Below are 19,947 nucleotides of genomic sequence, written 5' to 3' on the forward strand. Positions count from 1 at the left end.
GTCAGAAAGCACCGAGCGCCAAAAGGTGCATTAAGACCGAACCTAACTAAACTACCCTCCGCCTAACGTGCCTAAGTCAGAAAGCACCGAGCGCCAAAAGGTGCATTAAGACCGATTACGACACTGACGCCTACGTTGAGTGCGAGTACACGTCAGAAAGCACCGAGCGCCAAAAGGTGCATTAAGACGAATGAATTGAACTTTCCCATGATTCTCCTTTCTTAGGTCAGAAAGCACCGAGCGCCAAAAGGTGCATTAAGACATTCTAATGACGGTACCCGACTCGATAAGTTCACTGTAGTCAGAAAGCACCGAGCGCCAAAAGGTGCATTAAGACATTTCGCGTTCGCTTTCTGTGTGTGTGTGTTTGGTGTCAGAAAGCACCGAGCGCCAAAAGGTGCATTAAGACATAGAACGGCTGGGCCATGGCCTTGTACACCATTTTCTTAGGTCAGAAAGCACCGAGCGCCAAAAGGTGCATTAAGACCTACAACTCTATGAGCACTACGAGGAAATGGCCGAAGATGTCAGAAAGCACCGAGCGCCAAAAGGTGCATTAAGACGGATAACCTCATGCCCGACCCGTATTTCGACCACGTGGTCAGAAAGCACCGAGCGCCAAAAGGTGCATTAAGACCTCGAACGAGTGCAAATGGGAAAGTTCGTCATAGCGTCAGAAAGCACCGAGCGCCAAAAGGTGCATTAAGACGTGGGTCTCGCTAGACTTGGGGTTTTCCTTTGCGACAGGTCAGAAAGCACCGAGCGCCAAAAGGTGCATTAAGACGAGCATGTTTGTCGCGTTACCGAGTATACATGTGTTATTGTCAGAAAGCACCGAGCGCCAAAAGGTGCATTAAGACTCTTGATCGTCCAATCGGTGATGCGGTTGAGGCGGTTGGTCAGAAAGCACCGAGCGCCAAAAGGTGCATTAAGACAGGTCGGGAATGACCCTGAGGTTGCCGAGGGTACCTGCGGTCAGAAAGCACCGAGCGCCAAAAGGTGCATTAAGACGCGACGTCGCCGACAGAGTCACCGACCCGGACTCGACGCGTCAGAAAGCACCGAGCGCCAAAAGGTGCATTAAGACCTAGCGCGTCGAGGTCGTCGCGCAAATTGCTCCCGTGATGTCAGAAAGCACCGAGCGCCAAAAGGTGCATTAAGACCTAGCGCGTCGAGGTCGTCGCGCAAATTGCTCCCGTGATGTCAGAAAGCACCGAGCGCCAAAAGGTGCATTAAGACGAGACCTTGACGACGTGACCTGCCAACTGCCTATCCTTTGTCAGAAAGCACCGAGCGCCAAAAGGTGCATTAAGACTCGTATCTCAGCTCGCCTGCATCTGCGTCCAGACTGGACGTCAGAAAGCACCGAGCGCCAAAAGGTGCATTAAGACAACCCGAACAGGGCAAGCAGGATAGTGACGACCATACCAGTCAGAAAGCACCGAGCGCCAAAAGGTGCATTAAGACACGCGGGCGTAGATGCCCGAGTACACCTCGGTGCTGTCGGTCAGAAAGCACCGAGCGCCAAAAGGTGCATTAAGACACGCGGTGCGCCGCATCGAGCAGAACCAGGAGGGTTTCGTCAGAAAGCACCGAGCGCCAAAAGGTGCATTAAGACCAGCCAGAGCGGAAGCCGAGGCCCGCAGATGATTGACGCGTCAGAAAGCACCGAGCGCCAAAAGGTGCATTAAGACACCGAGTCGGTATACCAACTCTCGATTCGTCCAAGTCAGAAAGCACCGAGCGCCAAAAGGTGCATTAAGACCCACCAGCTACGACGGTGACGGGCATACCGACTTTTAGTCAGAAAGCACCGAGCGCCAAAAGGTGCATTAAGACGCGAAAACTGATGTCCGCTGACGGGGTGTGCCTCCAGTCAGAAAGCACCGAGCGCCAAAAGGTGCATTAAGACTCGGCTTCGCGCGCTTCACGCGCCAACACTTCCTTCGTAGGTCAGAAAGCACCGAGCGCCAAAAGGTGCATTAAGACTGGCGTGTGGTTGCGCCGTACCACTTGAAGATGTAGGTCAGAAAGCACCGAGCGCCAAAAGGTGCATTAAGACGTATTCGTAGCATTGGGTGTTGTTGCTATGTTGATCTGTCAGAAAGCACCGAGCGCCAAACGGTGCATTAAGACTCAGCGAACGCCTCTTTCAGGAAAGTGACGAAAATCTCCGTCAGAAAGCACCGAGCGCCAAACGGTGCATTAAGACTGTTTTCTACATCTTGGTCCAGGCCGTTGGTTAGGCGTCAGAAAGCACCGAGCGCCAAAAGGTGCATTAAGACCTTGAAGCGGAGCGCAAGTCTCTTGTTGAAATGCAAAAGTCAGAAAGCACCGAGCGCCAAAAGGTGCATTTAGACCCTGCGAGGTTAAGCGACGAGAGGCAACTCATTCTGGGGTCAGAAAGCACCGAGCGCCAAAAGGTGCATTAAGACTCGCCGTGACATTGCCCAATACGGCGGCGGCGAGAGTCAGAAAGCACCGAGCGCCAAAAGGTGCATTAAGACCTCTAGCGGGTGGCCACGGTCGGTAATGACGCTTAGGTCAGAAAGCACCGAGCGCCAAAAGGTGCATTAAGACGTGCGTCTTATCATCCCAGTCGAGCTCAGCCATATACTGTCAGAAAGCACCGAGCGCCAAAAGGTGCATTAAGACGCTCGCAGGCCTGGCCCTCCAGATTGCCAGCCTCGCCCGCGTCAGAAAGCACCGAGCGCCCGAAAATATCGCACGTAATTCCCCTAAGGTCCATCACCGATAGACACCAGAAACCGCGAAATATCAACGATCTGCATTCAAACATTGATAGATCAGCGCCGGAATTACGTGCGACAATTTCAAACAACCATCGACAGCCTGTAGCGAGAGGCACACAGAAATCTTCGAGCAGACACAGTCAACAGAGCTCTAGATGTCTCAGCGCCGGAAGTTACCGAGCGCCAAAAGGTGCATTAAGACCCTCGCGAGACGGGCATGCGACAAGGCACGCCCGTCCGCCGTCAGAAAGCACGGAGCGCCTGAGCACGAACACAAAATGCCCACTCACGCCACACCGCACACGTGAACCGCCCGGCGCAAAGCCAACTCCACACCCGCAGCAGACACGAGACACCACGCCCGACCACACCCAAACCGATCGACCCACCCGCTAAACGAACAAACCATCGAACCCTATCAGTCGATTACACAGCCCCACATATTATCTTGTTTGACGAGGTGGGGGTTCGGTTGTGGGGGTGGGTGCACGTTCGTGCGGGTGAGGTGGGAGAATGTCCGACTGTAGTTACAACGTATTCTTATTGTTATGCGTTGTCTCCGCACGTACTCTTGCGTGATAACAGGGCACACTGCCGACGATGGTGGTGTACCAGAGGACACCTCGTTGTGGAGGTTGAGAGGCCATGATGGTTCCACCCCTCTCGGAGCGTCCCGTCACCGACGAAGACGAGGAACAGTTCCGAGCCGAATCCACCCCCCGCAAGTACACGCTGCGCCAAAGGTGGGCCAACCACCGGGCGCAGGCACGACACAATCGTCCTGCGGGAGTGAAGGCTCGTGTGCGGGCGTGGATGGACGCTGACATCGTGGACTGGGGCATCCGCACCTCCATCACCCTGCTCATCATCGCAGGCTTGTACGCCATCTACACCAACGGGGTCACCAACGGCTGGTGGCCCGCATGGGGCGACAAACCCACCACAGCCGCCACGCCCACCACCAGGCCCGCACCCACCGCACCCGCCATAGCCTCCACCGAGGCGGCGATGTCCGGCGGCTACCAAATCGGCCCCGACGGCGTCCTCGTACGCCCCGCCGAACACGCAGCATCCACCTACACCAAACCCCAACTACCCGAGGAGGCCAAAGAAAACACCGAGGAAGGGGCCGAAGCGGCGGCAAGGTACTACCTTGCACTTCTGATCTATGCCTGGAATACAGGCGACACTCAACCATTCGCGGAGATGTCAGCGCCGACATCAGGGTTTGCCACTGGGTATATCAAGGACATCGATGAGCGATATGCGCACGGATGGACCTATGGTATGGAATCTCGTATTACACACCTTCTCCTTGTTGAACCGTTAGAGGCAAACGGAACAGATATACCAGAGCAGACTATTCTCGTAAAGTACCGAATCGAGTCATTCGATGGAACAATCTGCACAAATCAGAATATTCACGTTTCGAAGAAACACTATGAGTCAACCCTGACGTTCATTATGACTTGGTCCGAGGGCAAATGGCAGGAGCTACAGGGAAGGATCATTAGCGACAATGAGTAAGAATCACATAATTCACGAGTGCTTTTCCACTACTTTACTCTGCATTTTCATTATCGTCACACCATTCCCTGTCTACGCCTCGGATGATATACCGGATACAATGGGAAGTCATACAGACGGCGATACGGCTTATATCAACGGCACATCCGGAGATAGAGCCGCCAATCCAGGAGCTGCCGCCAACAATCACTCGCCTGCTTCCGATGGAGGTACGTATCAGTCGCCGTCAGGTAGTGGCGATCCGTTGCCGGAGGGGACGCCGGAGCCGCCGAGCGCAATTAACGACTTCGCTTTTGGCTACCACTGTGAACACCCCGTATCCTACGAGTCCGGTCATCTCATGTTTCCAACCTATGTGCGATGCGATGATCCCCCTCCGAGCGATACGACGCCGTCCACTCCCCCTTCAACCCGGACGATTCTGCGCCGCGCTGCCGCAACCGTCCACGCCGACGGGGCCGGAATCCATAAACTTCCCCCCGACGTGTCATATACGAACAGATTCATTCCCACAATCGTCTCGGTCACGAACCCTACCCAGACCCACGTGATTAATCTGTTGGGCCGCGACATCACGATCACCCTGACTGCCACAAAATACGAGTGGAACTGGGGAGACGGGACCCCCAACACGGTGACCACCTCCCCGGGCCTGGCGTGGGAGAAGGGCATTGACCCGAACAAGGACCCGCGTCTCATCCGCCACTACTACACCCCGCCCCAAGGCTGGCGCTCCATGCTCGATGGCCCCTACCCCCACGAAAACCGAGAAATCACCCTCACCACCACCTGGAGCGGGACGGCCACGAATCCTTTCACGGGGGAGACCCAGACGATCAACGGCCTGGTCACCACCACCGAAACAACAGGCCCCTTCCCCCTATCCCACCTCGTCATCAACAACACCGACACCTGGGAAGAAAAACAAGGCCACTAACCAACACCAGTGTTTCACGAGGCGCACCCCATGAAACACCAGCGGGCCACCAACGCGAGAGAGACCCGAGTAGCCACGACCGAAGCGTCCAGCGGCGCCTCGTCCCACATCGGCAACAGCCCACAGCCAGGACACGCAGCTACCAGAGAGCTACGTCAGCTCGTCAAGGAATTGCGGACGAGCCTTCATGGCGTGAATGAGCAGCTCGCCGCCACCATCAAAAACCAATACGACCATCTCGAGAACACGTCCAGACTGGTCGATACCCACCACGAGCCATCTCCTGGGATCGTCCTCATCGTCGAGGGGACGTGAATTGAGGGCGTGCTCATACGCGTACAGGACGGCCTCGTCGGTGAGCCTGTCACGCTCAAAATGCTTGCGCGCGCTGGCATGAAGCCTAGGCGACATGGGTCCACTCGCGCACTGCCGCGCGAATCGCGTCAGAACGACTACCAATCCCCTCCAAGGCGGCGCGCTCCATCAACGCCCTCAACGTCTGCTCATCCAGACGCACCGTCACAGCGACGCCCGGCCCCTTCCCCACCGGAGGACGCCCCGGGCGCGGAGCCGGCAACTCAGCCAGGTCATACCCGCGCTCAGCCTCATCAGCCCACGCCTGAATCTGCTCATCAGTCACAGGAACTCCGCGAAGAAGACGCTCACTCATAGCGAATATCGTATACGAAATTCATCTGTCGCACCACGGCTTCCATGCCACCATCACCACCACTGCCGAAGATGACAGCGAAGCAACCACCGACAACAACTCCCCTCCCCCCACGCGCGAGGGGCCGCGCACGAGCTCTCGTGCGCGGCCCCGTTTCGTCCCAGCCGGAATCCGTCAGCCGGAATCCGTCAGCCGGAATCCGTCGGGCTACCGACTCATGTCAGCAGGTGTCCGTTGCGATCAAACACGTAGTGCTTGCCGTCGATCCAGCGCGGGCCCGTCACCATGGCGCCCGACGGGGACAGGTAGTACGTGTATCCGCCCTCCGTCAGCCAGCCCGTGCGCATCGCTCCCGACGAAGGATCGAAGTAGTACCAGGTGCCGCGAATCCTCGCCCACCCGAACGCTTGAGCGCCGTCGCGCCCATAGTAGGACCACTGGTCGTCCTCGCGGTACCAGCCGGTCACCACGTATCCGCGCGCGTCGAAACGGTAGACCTTCCCGTCGATGCGCAGGCGCACGTTCACCGGGAACGTCCCGTCCGTGAACCGCCACCACTTGCCAAAGCGGTCGTACACCCAGCGCCCAGCCCCGGCCTCGTCAACCGAGGAACCCCCAGAACCAGACCCCTCGACCGTCACCGTGACCTCCGCGCTCGCGTCGTCGTCGGCGCGCGCATCGTTATTGCGCCCGAAAGCCTCGACGCGCACCGTCGTCTCGCCGCTCAGCGACGCACCCGCCACGGGATGCGACACGTCCACGCCATCGGCCTGCAGCGTCACGCCCGAGCCCGAAAACTCGCCGCTCCCCTGCACGGTCGCCACCTCGTGGCCGCCCACCAGCAGGCGAGCCGACGTCACCGGCCCGCTCACGCCCACGCGCAAGGACACGCGCCCGGACACGCTCTGCCCAGACAACGGCGCCCACGTCGACCCGTCCGCCGAGTACTCGACCTCGCCCACGACAGGGCGCGCCTGATCCTTCAACACCGCATCCAAGACGCTTGGCATGCCCGCGCCCCGATACTCGCGCTCCCCCTCAGGAGCGGCCAGCCGCCCCCAATTCGACGCGGAACCCGCCTGCTTGCGAGCCAGCTCCACGATCTGAGCGGAGCCCATCTCCGGATGCACCTGCCGCAGCGTCGCGATCGCGCTCGCCGCCACCGGAGCCGCCATCGACGCGTCCCGAGCGACCCGGGCCTCGCCGCCCAGCCAGGTAGGCCTCGTCGTGAACACGTTCTCGCCGGGCGCCGTGAAAGCAACATTCGTGATACCCCAGTTCGACGTCCACGCGTGCTCGAGCGCCCCCGTGCCCGGGTCGGCCTGGTCCACCAGGCGCAGCGTCGACACGGCCAGCGCGTTCGGCATCATCGCGGGAGCCATGACGCCGCCGAGCGTGTCACGCTGGAACGGCGCCCACGCGTCAATCGGCGAGGACGCATCCGTCTTCGGCGGATTATCCAAATCGATGCCACTGGCCCCGGCGTCCACCACGTTAATGACGTCCTTCGACGCCGCGTAGTTGATGCCTCGGCGCACAGCCTCCAGGCCCGCGGCCTGCTCCGGGTCGCCCGGCATCCAGTACTTCCACGGCGAGACCAGGTAGTTGCTCGCCGTCACGGAAATCCCATGATCCGCCGCCCACACGAAACCGCACACGACGTACTCCGGGTAATACTGCCCTGTGGTCGCCGACGCCACGTTGATCGCCGCGACGTTCAACGTCGGATTCACGCCCGGCACACCGCTGGCCTCGCCCGTGCCGGCAATCACCCCGGCCGCCTGCGTGCCAACCTCCGCGCGACCCGAGCGCCACGCCTCAGGATCCCGATTCGGCATGCCGTTAGAGTTACAGGACACGGACAGGGAATGGTCAACCTTCCCTGACAAGTCCCCAACCGTATCATCCACGCCATCACCCATGACGCCCACCGTCACCGGCGCGCGCATAACATCCACGCCCTGCGCGTCGAGGGCACCCACCGCCTGCAGGTGCCAGTCCTTCGCATCCGGCGGGGTCGGGTAAACACCGCCCACGTGAGGGTCCTCCGGCACCGGCGGCTTCTCCTCGACACTCGGGTAGGCGGGCGCCTCCAGCTCCTGGGACACGATGGCCTCGTTGCCCACGACGGGAGCCTGACGGGTCGGACCCACCGAATGGAAGGAAATACCGGAATCCGCCAGCGCGAACCCCAGGTCCATCGCGAAAGCAGCCGACGAGGACTGGACAAAGAACGTGTGCAAAGCCGGGTAGGACTCCAACACCATTCCACCCAGCAACGAGGCCTGGTACAGGGCGCGCTGGAACGTGGCGTCATCCGCGTCGGCGGCCAGGTTCACCGCATAGTTCTGAGGCATCTGCGCGCTCGTGCGAGGCACAGACATGATGCCTGGCGCAACGGGGTCGACGGGGACGACACCGCTACCCTCCCCCGGGTCAGGCTCCGGCTCCGGCGTGGGCACAGCGCCCGGGTCACGAGCGACCGTGAACGACACGGAACGACTCACGTCATCGTCAGCGTGCCGGTCCGCGTTGACGCCGAGCGCGCTGACCTGAACGCGGGCCATCACGTACTCCTCGCCCTCGGGGATGAGGGAAGCGAGATCCACGTCCTCGACCGTCACGGTCGTCGGCTCATCAAAGTAGCCGCCGCCACCGGGCGCATGCGCCTGCGCCACGCCCGCGACGTCCACACTCAACATGCTCAGGGGCGAGCGCGCCAACACGCGCACACTCACGCGACTGGCGGGAACCACCTCGTCACGCAGATTCGTCCACTCTCCCCCGCCCACGCGGTACTCGACCATGCCGAGCGTCGGCTGCGCCTGATCGTAGACCACCGCGTTCCTCGCGCTCAGGAAGCCACGGCCTCGATACTCGTGGTTATCCGCCGGCCGCGCGAGCCTCCCGTACTCGTAGGCCCCCTGCTTGCGCATCAGGTCGGCGATCTGCTCGCCCACCAGCGCGGGGTGGGTCGACTTCACGAGCGCGGCGACGCCACTCACGTGCGCGGCAGCGACCGCCGTCCCCGACATATACCCGTAGTTCGAGGGGATCATCAGGTTCGGGAACGTCGAGTAGATGTCCCGTCCAGGCGCGGCAAAATCGACGTGCATGAAGCCGTAGTTGGAGGTGTCCGTTCTCTTCAGGGTCGCCCTGAGCGGCTCCGCGTCCGGGTCCACCATCTCGAGCGCACTCACCACGGCGACGCCCCCGACCATCGCGGGCACCATCGTGGCCCCCTCGACGTTGCGATTCTCGATCGGCGTCGAGTCCGTGGGCGACGAACTGTCCACGGTCGTCTCGTCGAGGTCCAGGCCATCGTCACCAGCGCCCGACAACACGGTGAGCCCGCGCTCCTGCGCAGTGTAGATCGCGCGCAATGCGGCCTCCATGCCCGCGGCCTGCTCGGGGTCGTCAGACTTCCAGAACCGCCACGGGTCCATCTGGAAGGAATTGTGGACAATGTCCACGCCATGGTTCACGGCCCAGTCGTAGGCGCACACAAGGTACTCCGGGTACAAGCGCCCCTTATCATTGACGGCCTTGATGGACACGAGAGTCGCATCCGGCGCGATACCGTCAATACCGATGTCGTTGTGGTTGGCGGCGATGATTCCGGCGATGTGCGTGCCGTGAATACCGTTGTAGCGCAACGCCTCCTCGCCCACGTTGGGGATTCCGTTGACGTCACAGGACACGGACCTGGACGTATCGACCCGGCCCTCCAGGTCGGGCTGCGTGGCGTCGATACCCGTGTCAATGACGCCGACGGTGACGGGCGCGCGCGGCACCTCCACCTCGGCGGCACCCCGCGCATCCATGGCCTCGGCTCCCCAGTTAGCGGTGGGGGCGGGATCAGGGACGTTCGGGTCGGGCATCGTCAGTCCGGTGGGCGCCGCTGCTGGCGCCGAGCCGGGGGCCGCCGGCGGAGTTTGGTCCGTCGCCCGCTCGGACTCGGGAACCGCGGCCACGCGGGTCGGGCCGATCGAATGGACCGCGATGCCGTGCTCCCTCAGGACCGCGTCCAGGTCCGGAGAGAACGAGGCCGACTCACTCTGAGCGAAGACGGTGTGCAATCCGGGGTACTGAGTCAGGAGGGTTCCCCCGACGCTGGGGAGGAGTTCAATGACGCGCGCCATCGCGTTCTCGTCGGAAAGCTGAGAGAGGTTGATGGCGTAATTCATGAGACCCGCGCTGGATCGGGCGGGCGCGACCAAGCTGGGGGCGTCCTCAGCTCTGGTGGACGGGGCGGTCATCGTAGCGACGCTCATGGACAGGGCGATCGCTGCGACGACCCCTATGCGTGCAACGTTGCGGCGCATGGTTCCTCGACTTTCACTTGTGCCTGCGCGTGGACAACTTTGTCCATGCAGTAACTATCATCCATACATTTGACAACGCAGACAACTCTAAACATCAATCCCACTAATTACAAGCAGTATCAAGGCATAACAAGCTCAACACTTAACTACACAATTCTCACATAAGCACTACATGTCAGACCGAAATGAAGCAAACTATGACCATCATGTCAGCTACGTGAATCATCCACTTGACTGATCTGCATGAATGCCACCCCATCGCCCGCCAGCAAACGCACGCGAAGTCTCCCCCAACAAACCCGAGGAGGCCTCGTCAATAATGGGCGCAGTGCACCGACAGCCACGAAGGAGTGCCCCCTGGAGGAGTGACGTCAACCTTCACCCCACGCCACCACGACACCCCAGCCACCACCCCATCCACGCACGAAACCCATCTGCGGGCGGCGTAGGCCAGTCGGGTTCGAAGCCGAGGCCTACCGGAGTTCCGGGAATACGGTCGCCCAGGAAGTACGTGCCCTTGTCATCACAGTGCTCGCGCACGATCGTTCGAGACTCGCCCAGCCCACAATACTGGACTCCCGCTGCCGGATTACCTCTGCAGGCCACGTTTTGCGCAGCCACAAACCAGACAGCGCGACGCCCCCGCGAACGTGAGCAGCGTCGGCCTCGTCGAAGGAACCACGCTCCCGGGTTTGACACAGCAGGAGGCGGGGTTCGTGGCAGCGGACAGACGCTAGGGCCCATTCCAAGGCGCGCCCGGGCAGAACACTGCAGACCGCCGGGCACTGGAGGCACTTGGCGGATCGGTGCGAGCTTGGGGCGCCTGGGGAGGGCTTGATGCGCTCGCATCCACAGGGGAACCCTGCGCGCCACCTCATCAGTAGATCCGCTTCGATCATCCACGAATCGAACACAGGCACACTCAATTCAACAGCACACCATACTGCCCTCGCGAGCACGCCCTCACGCAGAAATGTTCTCACCCGGAGACGCCGCCACCTACACGCCCCCACTTGGAAACGCCGCCACCTACACGCCCCCACGCGGGATCAGCACGCGGACACGATTCGGTTGTTGTGAACCACCGCTTCCGCCTCAGCTCAAACTCATTGTTCCGTCGCTCCGCGGCTTCGTTTGCTCCGAGGCGTTGTTGGTGTTGTTTGACGAGGTGGGGGTTTGGTTGTGGGGGTGGGTGCACGTTCGTGCGGGTGAGGTGGGAGAATGTCCGACTGTAGTTACAACGTATTCTTATTGTTATGTGTTGTCTTCGCACGTAGTCTTGCGTGATAACAGGGCACACTGTCGACGATGGTGGTGTGCCAGAGGACACCTCGTTGTGGAGGTTGAGAGACCATGATGGTTCCACCCCTATCCGAACGCCCCGTCACCGACGAAGACGAGGAACAATTCCGCCGCGAGTCGACGCCACGCAAGTACACGCTGCGCCAAAGGTGGGCCAACCACCGCGCCGAGGTCAAAGCGCGGCGCCCCAAGGGCGCCCGGGCCCGCGCACGGGCGTGGCTGCACGTCGAGCCGTTCTATTGGGGGATGCGCGTGGTCTACGTGGCCCTCGCTGCGGGCGCGGTCTTCGCCGTGTACATCAACGGGGTCGCCGAAGGCTGGTGGTCGGCCTGGGGCGAAAGGCCAACCGTGGCAGCCACCACCCCGCCCATCAACCCCACACCCGGTGCCTCGGCCACGGCCTCCACCGAGGCGGCGATGTCCGGCGGCTACCAGATCGGCCCTGACGGCGTCCTCGTGCGCCCCGCCGAACACGCAGCATCCACCTACACCAAACCCGAACTACCCGAGGAGGCCAAAGAGAACACCGAAAGAGGAGCAGAACTCGCCGCAGAACACTATCACGCACTGATGGGATACACCTGGAACACGGGTGATACGTCGGCACTGTTGGGCATGTCAGATCCTGGCTCGACTTTTGCAACCTCTTTCGCCGACGATGTTGCCAAGCTGTACTCGAACGGCTGGGCTTACGGGAGCACGTCAGAAGTTACTCACATCGTTCGAGTTGAGCCTATTCCCGAGAACGGCAACGATGTGCACCCAAACACAATCGCAGTTACCTTCCAGCTCTCCTCAAGAACTGGGGTCACTTGCCAAGGTCAAAGAATAGTGAAGAGAGATCAAGAGTATCAGTCACTACTAACGCTATACATGACATGGCAAGACAATCGTTGGCTTGAAACACAAGGGAACTTGATTACAGATGCTGGTAAGTAAATCAATTCACGCTGTGTTCGCAACACTCCTATCTCTCTGCTATTTCATCAATACAACTTCCGCTGCTAGCGCACCATTTGATGATGATCCACCGGATCCATATACCCAGCGTTCCGACGCGTCCGGACGATCAGTAACGACTTATGCACAGTCAATCACACAGCAGCTCAATAGTACACTCAGGCAAAATGCTGATTCGACTGTTGGTGATGACAGAGCCCTGAACACGGCTCAATCTGAGCACGCCAGCGATCCAGATTCTGATATTGACTGGGAGCATTGCGGTTTCGACATCACCGACCCTTCGCTACCGCTGAAGTTGCGTGTGGCAGTATGCGCCTATCCGCCACCAGAGACTCCTGAATCTCCCCTACCTGAGAAGCTACCTACAACGAGAGAGATTCTCTATTCGGCGGCAGCCGTCATTCATGCTGATGGGGCGGGTTTGCGTAAGCGGCCCGACGGTGTGTCGTACACGAACCGGTTCGTCCCCACGATCGTCTCGGTCACGAACCCTACCCAGACCCACGTGATCAACCTGCTGGGCCGCGACATCACGATCACTCTGACGGCGACGAACTATGAGTATTCCTGGGGCGATGGGACCCCCAACACGGTGACCACCTCCCCGGGCCTGGCGTGGGAGAAGGGCATTGACCCGAACAAGGACCCGCGTCTCATCCGCCACTACTACACCCCGCCCCAAGGCTGGCGCTCCATGCTCGATGGCCCCTACCCCCACGAAAACCGAGAAATCACCCTCACCACCACCTGGAGCGGGACGGCCACGAATCCTTTCACGGGGGAGACCCAGACGATCAACGGCCTGGTCACCACCACCGAAACAACAGGCCCCTTCCCCCTATCCCACCTCGTCATCAACAACACCGACACCTGGGAAGAAAAACAAGGCCACTAGGCCGGAAACCACGAGAGAGGAAGATGCATCATGATGGTTCCGCCGTTGTCTGAGCGTCCCGTCACCGACGAAGACGAGGAACAATTCCGGCGCGAAACGGCACCGCGTAAGTACACGCTGCGTCGGCGGTGGGCGGACTACCGCGCTGAGGTCAAAGCGCGGCGTCCCAAGGGAGCGAAGGCTCGTGTGCGGGCGTGGATGGACGCCGACATCGTGGACTGGGGCATCCGCACCTCCATCACCCTGCTCATCATCGCAGGCTTGTACGCCATCTACACCAACGGCGTCACCAACGGCTGGTGGCCAGCGTGGGGCGACAAACCCACCACAGCCGCCACGCCCACGCCACCCACCGCCAGGCCCGCACCCACCGCACCCGCCACGGCCTCGGGCGAGGCCGCGATGTCGGGCGGCTACCAGATCGGCCCTGACGGCGTCCTCGTGCGCCCCGCCGAACACGCAGCATCCACCTACACCAAACCCGAACTACCCGAGGAGGCCAAAGAGAACACCGAACGAGGAGCAGAACTCGCCGCAGAATACCTCCTCGACACACTCACCTACGCGTGGAACACCGGAGACACACAACCATTTGGGAACATATCAGACCGTAATGACAATTTCCGAAATGACTTCATATCTGGCATTAATAGCCTATATTCGCGCGGTTGGTCATACGATAATCGAATTACAATTGATCATATTCTACGCGTCGATCCACAGGCCGCAAACGACGGAGACATCCCTCCCAATTCAGTACTAGTCGTTCTATTGGCAACAACATCAGCTGGCACAACTTGCAGAGACCAGAAAGTTATTTCCTCTCCGGATGAATCGCAGATAGTATTTGCTCTGTTGATGACCTGGCGAGACGGAACATGGATCGAAACCCAAGGCGGTTCGGAGAAGACTCATGGACAATAACAGCACCCTTCGAATTATTATATCGTTACTGACCGGCATGTTCTTTTCGACAACACTGCTAGTGTCAGGTACTGACGCAGCCGACCCTCCATGTATTACTCCGTACTTTGATGCTGAGGCCAGTGGCACAAATATTGCCATCGCATTAACACAAGCAGCGCAGCAGATTTCCAACGGATTCGTTCCACAGCGCTCAACCGTTGGGGACGACAGGGCCCGCCGCACGGCCCAATCTGAATACGACGAGCGTGCGAGTACACACGTTGATTGGGCTCACTGCGCCCTGGCAACGAGTGACACAACGCTGCCAGTTGAGAGCCAGATGATTGTGTGCGGTTACCCACCCTCAGCTTCAAACGAGGGAGATCAAGCCCCGCAACCGCCGACCACGCGTGACATCCTCTTGGCTGCTGCGACCGTGATTCATGCTGATGGTGCGGGTTTGCGTAAGCGGCCCGACGGTGTGTCGTACACGAACCGGTTCGTCCCCACGATCGTCTCGGTCACGAACCCTACCCAGACCCACGTGATCAACCTGCTGGGCCGCGACATCACGATCACTCTGACGGCGACGAACTATGAGTATTCCTGGGGCGATGGGACCCCCAACACGGTGACCACCTCCCCGGGCCTGGCGTGGGAGAAGGGCATTGACCCGAACAAGGACCCGCGTCTCATCCGCCACTACTACACCCCGCCCCAAGGCTGGCGCTCCATGCTCGATGGCCCCTACCCCCACGAAAACCGAGAAATCACCCTCACCACCACCTGGAGCGGGACGGCCACGAATCCTTTCACGGGGGAGACCCAGACGATCAACGGCCTGGTCACCACCACCGAAACAACAGGCCCCTTCCCCCTATCCCACCTCGTCATCAACAACACCGACACCTGGGAAGAAAAACAAGGCCACTAACGGATAATTCCTGGCGCACCCCGGTTCCGTCGACTTGTCTCAACGCTCGGCATCTGCAATCACGACGCCGAGAGCCAACCTACAACGAGGCAAGGTCAGAAAGGCAACAACGATCCCGATAGGTTGTGAGCGTCCGGATCATCACCTCCTATCCTGATCGTCATTTCCTAACCAGACGTGGCGCCCAACGACCTACCACTCCGGGCGAGCCTCCACAGCGACAAGTATTCCGGCCCAACAGTTCGCGTTATGGGACAAAGAGTGTTAGTCGGGACTCGGTCCCAGTCGCCGTCGAGGGATGGGTCGTCGGGCTAGCGCGCTCGCGTCGCAGCGCCTCAGACAGGATGCGCCCCATCGGGAGGATTGCACCTGAACGGGAGCATTCAACCCGTTAGGGAGCATTGCACATGATCAGTTGGGGTTGAATCTTCCCGATCAGGTGTGACACCTCATCGGCAACAAGCCTCGCCTGAGAGCTGGCCGCCCGTCGTCCCTTGTCATTGCCGGCGACTCCCCACCGGTGTTTATCGGCGCCCGCCGGGCAGTCCTGCACCAGTGAGGGAGCATGACACCAGGGGTAATGGGGGGTTTTGCAGCATTAGAAGCCTCCCTTCGGCGTGTCGCCGGCGTGTCGCGCCTCTAATGGTGCAATTCCCCCCGTTTGGTGACGATGTCACCGGCAGGCAAGTCACGCACGGGTCCCCGTGAAGCGCAATTCCCCCCGCATGCTGGCGGTGAGGTCACGCCTCGGGGCAGCGTGGCGCCCAAGTCGCAAACCACCTCGATAACAAACGCCGACAACGGGGTGTTGCGGGCAAGGTGGCCTGCGTTGTGGACGCAACGGCGCCTGACCTGGCATGTCGCTCGCACATGAACCGCTGAACATGCGCGTTAGCCCCGCGACACGCACGCAAACCCCTAGATATGCGCCAGGGCGCCGCCCACGCGCGGATCAGGGGGGTATCCTACGCGCGTACGCCTAGGTGATGCGCAGGGCGCCGCCCACGCGCGGATCAGGGGCCCGCGCCCGCAATAGCGGGTCCACGCGCATGCCATCGGGTCCACGTGCGCGGGGAGGAGCGCAGGCAGCTCGCGCGCTCGCAGCAGTTTCGCATGCAATTCGATTGAATGAACTTTCAACAGTGTCCGCAAACGTTGCAATTCCAACAATATGGTTGCGCGGTGAGACACAGTGTCGGGGGAATTGCATGCGACATTCGTGGGATAGCTCGCCGGGCGGGAGTCATGCGCTGCAACCCATAGCACCGCCGGTAGCGCAGCCAGCGACGTGCCAGCGGCATGGCACGGTGAATACCGTCGCCGCAAACGACCTGCCCAAGCCCCACCGAGACAGATCAAGGAGCCACGCACAGACTCACGATAAAACAAGCACCCACACGCGGTGCAGCGTCTCGCCCACCCAGGGACAACGTACAGGCTCGCAATGAAACAACCACCTCCAACACCGACTTTCCCACACCAACAAACCAAAAAGTCGCCACAAACCAACACGTTTTGTCCTTTAACCCGGAGGCGACGCGGCGAGCGACGCTCGCGGCGCGAGCGACGAGCGGGCGGGAAGGCCCCGCGCCCCGGAGTGGCGCGATCTCAACGTAAACGGGTCCCGCACCCCGGAGCTGCGCGTGCGACGAGCGGGCGGGAAGACCGGCACCCCGCGGCGGCGCGCCACGACGCAAACGGGGGCCGCGCACCATCGGTGCGCGGCCCCCGCCTTCGAGCTCGACCACAATCCGCTGGGAGGTCGGACTTGGCCAGGCACCTCCATGGTAGCCCGAAAACCCCTCAATAGTCTGAGGAGATCATTCAGCCCACAGGAAACACCCCGTCAGCTACGGGCGCGGGCGACGAGTTCGTCGAGCCGGGCCCCCTCAGCTACGGGAGGAGCCTCCCCTCAGCGTCGAACGAGTAGCGCGTGCCGTCGATCCACCGGCTGCCCGTCACCATCGCCCCAGAAGACGACAGGTAGAACCAGGAGTCGCCATCACGCAGCCACCCGGTGGCCATCGCGCCATCAGGAGACAGGTAGTACCAGGAGGAACCCACCCGCACCCACCCCGTGGCCATCGCACCGTCAGCAGACAGGTAGTACCAGGAGGACCCGTCCCTCACCCAGCCAGTGCGCATCGCGCCGGACGACGACAGGTAGTACCAGGTGTCGCGCACCTTCGTCCACCCGCTCGCCATCGCTCCGCTCAAAGGATCCAGGTAGTACCACGAGCCGGCCACGTGGACCCACCCGGAGGCCTGACCGCCAGAGGGCCCGTAGTAGAACCAGTGGCCACCCTCGTACACCCATCCGGTCACCATGTACCCGTGAGCATCAAAACGATAGATCGCCCCGTCAATGCGCAGCTGCGTGGACGTCGGATACGTCCCGTTGTCGTAGCGCCACCACCAGCCGAGCACGCCGGACACCCAGCGCCCAGCCCCGGCCTCGTCGGGCCCCACGTGATCGGGGCTCACCGTGAATGGCACCTGCACGGTCGCATCGTCGTCGGCCCGCGGGTCAAAATTCCGGCCGAACGCCTCGACCGTGACCGTCGTGGCGCCCGCGAAACGCCCCGCGCCCTGCGGGTGCGACACGTCCACGCCGTCAGCCTTCAGCGTCAGCCCGGGACCGGAGAAGTCCCCACTCCCCTGCCCCGCCGCGATCTCGCGATCGCCCAGCAGCAGGCGCGCGCTCGTCACGGGACCGGAAACGCTGACCCGCACCGAGACGCGACCCGCGACGGATTCACCCGCCAAGGGCATCCACGTCGACCCATCCGTCGAATACTCGACCGTGCCGATCACCGGCGTCGCCTGATCCTTCAGCACCGCGTCCAGCGCGTTCGGCAGGCCCGCGCCGCGGTACTCGCGCCCCTCGACGGGCGCGGCCAGGCGCGACCAGTTCTCGGGCGCGGACGCCTGCTTCTTCGCCAAGGCGACAATTTCCGACGCGTTCATCTCCGGATGCACCTGACGCAGCGTCGCAATCACGGCCGCCGCCAGAGGCGCGGCCTGCGACGTGCCGTACAGGTTCCCGTAGGCCTTGCCGTACCAACTCGTCAGCGGCGCATAGATCTTCGCGCCGGGGGCCGCGAAATCAATCGTCGAGGCACCCCAGTTCGACCAGGACGTCGGCTCCAACACGCCGGTGGCCGGGTCTGCGCCGTCGGGCAGCTGCAACGCCGACACCGCGAGGGTACCGCGCATCATCGACGGCAGGTACACGCCGCCCTTCACGTCCCGCTCGTAAGCGCCCCACGTGTCCCCCGGCGACGAATCGTCGGTCGCGGGCGGGTTATCCAAGTCCGTCGTCCAGTTGCCGGCAGCCACCACGTTAATGACGTCCTTCGACGTCGAATAGTCGACCGCACGCTGGACAGCCTCCAGGCCGGCCGCCTGCTCCGGGTCGCCCGGCATCCAGTACTTCCACGGGTTCACGTAGTACGAGCCATTCGTCACCGAAATACCGTGCTCCGCGGCCCACACGAAGCCGCACACGATGTACTCGGGGTAGAAGTAGCCGCCGTTGCGCGACGCCACGTTGATCGCGGCAATCTTGAGCGTCGGATTCACGCCGTCCACGCCCACGCCGTCATGCTTGGCGGCAATCGACCCTGCCACGTGCGTCCCGTGGGTCGCGTCGTCCCAGCGCCACGCGGCCGGATCCTGGTTCGGGATGCCGTTCACGTTACAAGCCACTGACTTCGAATGGTCCACCTGGCCCGCCAAGTCCGGAACAGTGTCGTCAATGGACTGGTCCATGACGCCCACGGTCACGGGGGCGCGCATGACGTCCACGCCCTGGGCTTCGAGCGCGCGCAGCGCCTGGAGGTGCCACCCGTTGGAGGTCTGCGGGTCGGGCGTCACCCCGGCCTCGTCGCCTCCCTGCACGCCGCCAGCCTGCGCACCGTCAGCCTTCGGGGAGGCCGCGAGCGCCGCGTTCGCGCGCGCGAGGGTCGTGTGCCGGGGCGGGCTTCTCCTCGACCTTCTCCTTCGCCGCGTTCGCGCGCGCGAGGGTCGTGTAGTCGACGGGGACCACGGCCTCGTTGCCGCCGACGGGGGCCTGGCGTGTCGGGCCGATCGAGTCGTAGCTGATGCCTTCCTTGATGAGCGCCGCGCCCAGGTCGGGTGAGAAGGAGGGCGAGGCGGACTGCACGAAGAACGTCCCGAACTGCGGGTAGCGTGCCAGGACCAGGCCTCCCAGGAACGAGGCCTGGGCTGCGGCCCGCTCGAAGGTGGCCTTATCGGCGCCCTTGGGCAGGTTCACCGCGTAGTTGGCGGGCAGCTGCTCGGCGGCTCGCGCGGGGGCGGTGATTCCGGCGGTCGGTGTTGCGGGCGCGGGCACCGTGTTGTCTGCCGGGTCGGGCGCGGGTTGGGGGACGAGCGCGGGGTCGCGTGAGACCGTGAAGGTGGCCTCGCGGCCCGTGTCGTCGTCGGCCTGGCGGTCGAAGTTAATGCCGGTGGCGCTGACCTGCACGCGCGCGGTGACCGAGTCGGCGCCCTCGGGCAGGAGGGAGCTCAGGTCCACGTTCTCCGCGGACACGCCCAGCTCGTCGTCCCCGTACTTGCCCGACCCGTCGCGGTCGACGCCGGTCAGGCCGGCGACGTCCATGTGCAGGTGGCTGATCGGCGAGGCCGCGGACGCGTAGAAGGTGACGGGGCCGGCGGGCAGGACGGCGCCGTCGAGGTTCTTCCACTCCCCCTTGCCGACGCGGTATTCGAGGGT

Annotated in this window: 9 protein-coding genes, 1 pseudogene and 1 CRISPR repeat array; of the genes and pseudogenes, 6 read left to right on the forward strand and 4 right to left on the reverse strand. The window is 61.9% G+C overall.

Annotated features, from left to right (window positions below; all coding sequences use genetic code 11):
* Positions 1–2,655: a CRISPR direct-repeat array (repeat unit 37 nt; unit sequence GTCAGAAAGCACCGAGCGCCAAAAGGTGCATTAAGAC).
* 743 nt (positions 2,656–3,398) lie between these two features.
* Both RYL44_RS07840 and RYL44_RS07845 read left to right on the forward strand, forming a co-directional pair.
* A complete protein-coding gene (locus tag RYL44_RS07840; protein ID WP_314975621.1) occupies positions 3,399–4,280 on the forward strand; it encodes a DUF6318 family protein in 882 nt (293 codons plus the stop codon).
* Between the two features lie 484 nt (positions 4,281–4,764).
* Entirely contained in the window at positions 4,765–5,217 is a 453-nt protein-coding gene (locus RYL44_RS07845) for a hypothetical protein (protein ID WP_314975622.1), read from the forward strand.
* A 150-nt stretch (positions 5,218–5,367) separates the two neighbouring features.
* Here the strand turns inward: RYL44_RS07845 and RYL44_RS07850 are convergent, their stop codons facing one another.
* The 3 genes from RYL44_RS07850 to RYL44_RS07860 form a co-directional block, all read right to left on the reverse strand.
* Positions 5,368–5,628 (reverse strand): toxin, encoded by a 261-nt coding sequence (locus RYL44_RS07850; RefSeq protein WP_314975623.1) that lies wholly within the window; start codon positions 5,626–5,628, stop codon positions 5,368–5,370.
* A complete protein-coding gene (locus RYL44_RS07855) occupies positions 5,618–5,887 on the reverse strand; it encodes a ribbon-helix-helix domain-containing protein (RefSeq protein ID WP_039937696.1) in 270 nt (89 codons plus the stop codon). Before RYL44_RS07855 ends, RYL44_RS07850 begins: the two co-directional genes overlap by 11 nt.
* 215 nt (positions 5,888–6,102) lie before the next feature.
* A complete protein-coding gene (locus RYL44_RS07860) occupies positions 6,103–10,212 on the reverse strand; it encodes a S8 family serine peptidase (RefSeq protein WP_314975624.1) in 4,110 nt (1,369 codons plus the stop codon).
* A 1,353-nt stretch (positions 10,213–11,565) separates the two neighbouring features.
* Between RYL44_RS07860 and RYL44_RS07865 the strand changes: the two genes are divergently transcribed.
* The 4 genes from RYL44_RS07865 (at position 11,566) to RYL44_RS07880 (ending at position 15,212) form a co-directional block, all read left to right on the forward strand.
* Positions 11,566–12,453: a DUF6318 family protein gene (locus RYL44_RS07865; RefSeq protein ID WP_314975625.1), complete on the forward strand. Its 888-nt coding sequence runs from the start codon at positions 11,566–11,568 to the stop codon at positions 12,451–12,453.
* A 325-nt stretch (positions 12,454–12,778) separates the two neighbouring features.
* Positions 12,779–13,372 carry a hypothetical protein gene (locus tag RYL44_RS07870; protein WP_314975626.1) on the forward strand — a complete coding sequence of 198 codons (594 nt, stop codon included), beginning with the start codon at positions 12,779–12,781 and terminating at the stop codon, positions 13,370–13,372.
* 30 nt (positions 13,373–13,402) lie between these two features.
* Positions 13,403–14,296, forward strand: coding sequence for a DUF6318 family protein (locus RYL44_RS07875; protein ID WP_314975627.1), 894 nt, complete (start codon positions 13,403–13,405; stop codon positions 14,294–14,296).
* 418 nt (positions 14,297–14,714) lie between these two features.
* Entirely contained in the window at positions 14,715–15,212 is a 498-nt protein-coding gene (locus tag RYL44_RS07880) for a hypothetical protein (RefSeq protein ID WP_314975628.1), read from the forward strand.
* Positions 15,213–17,105: 1,893 nt separating this feature from the next.
* Here RYL44_RS07880 and RYL44_RS07885 read toward each other — a convergent pair.
* Positions 17,106–19,947, reverse strand: a pseudogene (locus tag RYL44_RS07885) (S8 family serine peptidase); the annotation flags it as partial.

The sequence above is a fragment of the Actinomyces bouchesdurhonensis genome, from assembly GCF_963540955.1.
Classification (GTDB): domain Bacteria; phylum Actinomycetota; class Actinomycetes; order Actinomycetales; family Actinomycetaceae; genus Pauljensenia; species Pauljensenia bouchesdurhonensis.

Bases quoted from the DNA above. Each gene is read 5' to 3' on its own strand.
- RYL44_RS07865 (WP_314975625.1), top strand. From the start codon at position 11,566: ATGATGGTTCCACCCCTATCCGAACGCCCCGTCACCGACGAAGACGAG.
- RYL44_RS07855 (WP_039937696.1), bottom strand. From the start codon at position 5,887: ATGAGTGAGCGTCTTCTTCGCGGAGTTCCTGTGACTGATGAGCAGATT.
- RYL44_RS07875 (WP_314975627.1), top strand. From the start codon at position 13,403: ATGATGGTTCCGCCGTTGTCTGAGCGTCCCGTCACCGACGAAGACGAG.
- RYL44_RS07850 (WP_314975623.1), bottom strand. From the start codon at position 5,628: ATGTCGCCTAGGCTTCATGCCAGCGCGCGCAAGCATTTTGAGCGTGAC.
- RYL44_RS07860 (WP_314975624.1), bottom strand. From the start codon at position 10,212: ATGCGCCGCAACGTTGCACGCATAGGGGTCGTCGCAGCGATCGCCCTG.
- RYL44_RS07840 (WP_314975621.1), top strand. From the start codon at position 3,399: ATGATGGTTCCACCCCTCTCGGAGCGTCCCGTCACCGACGAAGACGAG.